Below are 3747 nucleotides of genomic sequence, written 5' to 3' on the forward strand. Positions count from 1 at the left end.
CTGGTGCAGGCGGGCAAGATGGCGGCGCTTGGCCAGATGTCCGCCGCGATCAGCCACGAGATCAACCAGCCGCTTGCCGCCATTGGCCACCGCCTGCACAACCTGCGCGCCGCCTATCCCGACGCAGGCCCCGCCATCGCCCGGATCGAGGCGCTCTTGGAACGCATCACCCGCACCATCGGCCATCTGCGCCGCATCGCCCGCCGTTCCGAGCATCGCAATGTGCGGGTGACGCTGGCCGAGCCGGTGCAGGCCGCGCTGGACCTGCTGGACCACCGCCTGAGGGCCGAGGGCGTGCGCGTGGATTGCGCCGACCTTGGCGGGCTGGCGGTCGCGGGGGACGAGATCTTGCTGGAACAGGTGCTGCTGAACATCCTCGGCAATGCGCTGGACGCCATCGCGGCGCGGGAAGGCGTGGGCGATCCGGGCCTGATCCGCATCGAACTGGCGGGCCGCGACCCCGTGCGGCTGGTGATCCGCGACAATGGCGTGGGTCTGGGCGGCCATAGCGGGCAGGCGCTGACCGACCCTTTCGTGACGACGAAGGAACCGGGCAAGGGGCTTGGCCTGGGCCTTTCCATCGCCTTCAACGTCATGCAGGACATGGGCGGCCATCTGGAGATCGAGCAGCACCCGCAGGGCGGCGCCGAGGTCCGCCTGCGCCTGAACCGTTGGGAAGGGGAGTGACATGGAGGTGATGCTGGTCGAGGACGACGCCGACCTGCGGCAGGCCACCGCCGAGACGCTGGAACTGGCCGGTTTCCGTGTCCGTGCCTTCGATGCCGCCGCCCCCGCGCTGGCGGCGCTGACGCCCGATTTTCCCGGCGTGATCCTGTCGGACCTGCGGATGCCGGGGCTTTCGGGGCTGGATTTCCTGGACCGCGCGCGGGAGGTTGCGCCGGAGGTGCCCTTTGTCCTGATCACCGCCCACGGCGACGTGCCCGCCGCGATCCGCGCCATGCGGGGCGGCGCGCATGACTTCCTGGAAAAGCCCTGCGCCCCCGAACTGATGCTGGACGTGCTGCGGCGCGCGCAGGCGATGCGCGCCTTGCATCTGGAAAACGCCCGGCTGCGCGAGGGTCGCATCGAGGATCGCCTGATCGGGCGATCCGCCGCCATGCAGGAATTGCGCCAGAGGCTGCGCGCGCTGGCGGGCCTGCAACTCGACCTGCTGATCGCGGGCGAGACCGGCACCGGCAAGGAACTGGCCGCGCGCATCCTGCACGACCTGTCGCCCCGCGCGGACGGCCCCTTCGTCGCCATCAACTGCGGGGCGCTGTCGGAACCCGAGGTGGACCGGGAACTGTTCGGCACCGGCGACGCGCCCGGCCTGATCGCGCGGGCGGAAGGCGGGACGCTTTATCTGGACGAGCTGGAATCCATGCCCGACGGGCTTCAGGTCCGCCTGCTGCGCGTGGTCGAATCGCGCGAGATCACGCCGCTTGGCGCGGCCCCGCGCCCCGTGGACCTGCGCATCCTGGGCAGCGTCAAGCGCCCGCCGGATGTGCTGGTGGCGGACGGCAGGCTGCGCGCCGACCTGTTCCACCGTTTCAACGCCTCGCTGCCCCTGCCGCCCCTGCGCGAACGCGAGGGCGACGCGGCCCTGCTGGTCGCCCATTTCGCCGCCGAGGCCGCCGCCCGCCACGACCTGCCCAAGCCTCATATCGACAGCGCCCTGCGCCGCCGGATCGCGTATCATGACTGGCCCGGCAACGTCCGTGAGGCCCGCAATCTGGCCGAGCGGCTGGTGATCGGTCTCGACACCAGCTTCCCGCCCGCGGGCGAGACCGCCGAGACCGTCGGCATGGGCTATGACGCCGCGATGGAGGCCTTCGAATCGCGCCTGCTGCGTTCCGCGCTGATCCAGACCGGAGGCCGCAAGGCCGAGGCGGCGGCGCTGCTGGGCATCCCGCGCAAGCGGCTCTATCTGCGGTTGCGCCATCACGACATGCTGTAACGGGTCGGAAACGACCCGTTTCGCGTGTCGAAAGTGACCCATAAAAATTAACTAAAACAATATGTTGCAAGGCAGTCGGGCATCCTGCACAGTTGCTTGCGCCAATGGGATGCCGGTTTGCCCCGGCCCGCCTGACGCCTCTGGGAGGAGAGATATGAACAGAACCCTTACGCTCGGCGCGCTTGCGCTGATGATGACTTCGGCCGCCAGCTTCGCCGATACGGTGACCGTGGTGACCTCGTTCCCGCGCGACCTGACCGACCCGTTCAAGGCCGCCTTCGAGGCCGCCCACCCCGGCACCACGCTGGAGGTGGTCAGCCGCAACACCAATGCCGCCGTCTCGCACCTGCAAGAGACCCGCAGCGCCAACACCATCGACCTGATGTGGGCTTCGGCCCCCGACGCCTTCGAGGTGCTGAAGGAAGAAGGGCTGCTGGCCACCGTTGACGTGCAGTCCGAAGGTATCCCGGACGTGATCGGCGGCTATCCGATCAACGATCCCGACGGCAGCTATTTCGGCTTTGCCGCCTCGGGCTACGGGATCATGTATAACACCCGCTATATCCAGGCCAACGACCTGCCCGTGGCCGAGGAATGGGAGGATCTGAAGCGCGCCGAATACAACGGCCATGTCGCGATGTCCTCGCCCTCGCGGTCCGGCACCACCCACCTGACGGTCGAGACCGTGCTGCAGGGCGAAGGTTGGGACGAAGGCTGGGCGACGTGGAAATGGATTTCCGGCAACATGAACACCGTGACGGAACGCAGCTTCGGCGTGCCCGATGCGGTGAATTCGGGCGCGACGGGCTTCGGCATCGTGATCGACTTCTTCGGGCTGGCGTCCAAGGCCAGCGGCTTTCCGGTCGAGCTGGTCTATCCCAGCGTGACCGCCATCGTTCCGGCGAATATCGGCATCATCGAGAATGCGCCGAACGAGGAAGGCGCGAAGCAATTCGTCGAATTCCTGCTGTCGCCCGAGGGGCAGGAGGTCCTGCTGGACCCCGCCATCATGCGCCTGCCGGTCAACCCCGACGCCTATGCCAACGCGCCCGAGGGCTTCCCCAACCCGTTCTCGGAAGACTTCGCACCGGGCGCGATCGAGTTCGACGTGGATATGTCCGGGGTGCGCTACAACCTTGTGAACTCGCTCTTTGATGTGCTGGTGACTTACCGCCTTGACGACCTGCGCGCCGCCGTTGCCGCCGTGCAGAAGGCCGAGGCCGCCCATGCCGAGTCGGGCAACGAGGAAGCCGCCGCCCTGATCGCCGAGGCCCGCGCGCTGGTCGAGGCCATGCCGATCACCGAAGAGCAATCGCTGGACCCGTCCTTCACGCAGGCCTTCACCATCTCGCGCGCCGATCCCGAAACCGAGGTCGTGGGCCGTCAGGCCGAGATCGAACAGTCCTGGGACAGCTTCGCGGTGGAAAACTACCGCAAGGCCCGCGAACTGGCCGATCAGGCCGCCGCGCTGAACTGAGCCAGCCTTCCGCGCCGTCACGGCGGCGCGGAACCCCTGACGCCGCGAGGACACCATGCCCGACACGATCCCAACCGCTTCCCGCGGCTTCACGCTGTTTCCCCGCCTGTCGGGTGCCGCCGTCGCGGGCATCCTGATCGCGATCTTCCTGATGGCCTTCCTGATCCTGCCGGTGGCGCAGGTGATCTATGTGGCCTTCCTGGATGCCCGCACCGGCGCCTTCACGTTGCAAAACTTCCAGGATTTCTTCAATACGACGCTGTTTCGCGAAAGCTTCGTGAACTCGTTCTATGTCTCGGCCATGTCGGTGGTG

The 3747-nt window shown here is 67.7% G+C and carries 3 protein-coding genes and 1 pseudogene; all 4 read left to right on the forward strand.

Annotated features, from left to right (window positions below; translation table 11 throughout):
• Positions 1–687, forward strand: a 687-nt coding sequence (locus Q0O97_RS17340) for an ATP-binding protein (protein ID WP_294932398.1), incomplete at its 5' end; no start/stop codon positions are given.
• A 1-nt stretch (position 688) separates the two neighbouring features.
• The gene (locus Q0O97_RS17345; RefSeq protein WP_294932401.1) at positions 689–1957 is read left to right on the forward strand and encodes a sigma-54 dependent transcriptional regulator; all 1269 of its coding nucleotides are present in this window, start codon (positions 689–691) and stop codon (positions 1955–1957) included.
• A 154-nt stretch (positions 1958–2111) separates the two neighbouring features.
• A complete protein-coding gene (locus Q0O97_RS17350; protein WP_294932404.1) occupies positions 2112–3434 on the forward strand; it encodes an extracellular solute-binding protein in 1323 nt (440 codons plus the stop codon).
• 55 nt (positions 3435–3489) lie between these two features.
• Positions 3490–3747 (forward strand): annotated as a pseudogene (locus tag Q0O97_RS17355) (iron ABC transporter permease); the annotation flags it as partial.

Source organism: uncultured Paracoccus sp., assembly GCF_945915435.1.
GTDB lineage: Bacteria > Pseudomonadota > Alphaproteobacteria > Rhodobacterales > Rhodobacteraceae > Paracoccus.

Bases quoted from the DNA above. Each gene is read 5' to 3' on its own strand.
- Q0O97_RS17345 (WP_294932401.1), top strand. From the start codon at position 689: ATGGAGGTGATGCTGGTCGAGGACGACGCCGACCTGCGGCAGGCCACC.
- Q0O97_RS17350 (WP_294932404.1), top strand. From the start codon at position 2,112: ATGAACAGAACCCTTACGCTCGGCGCGCTTGCGCTGATGATGACTTCG.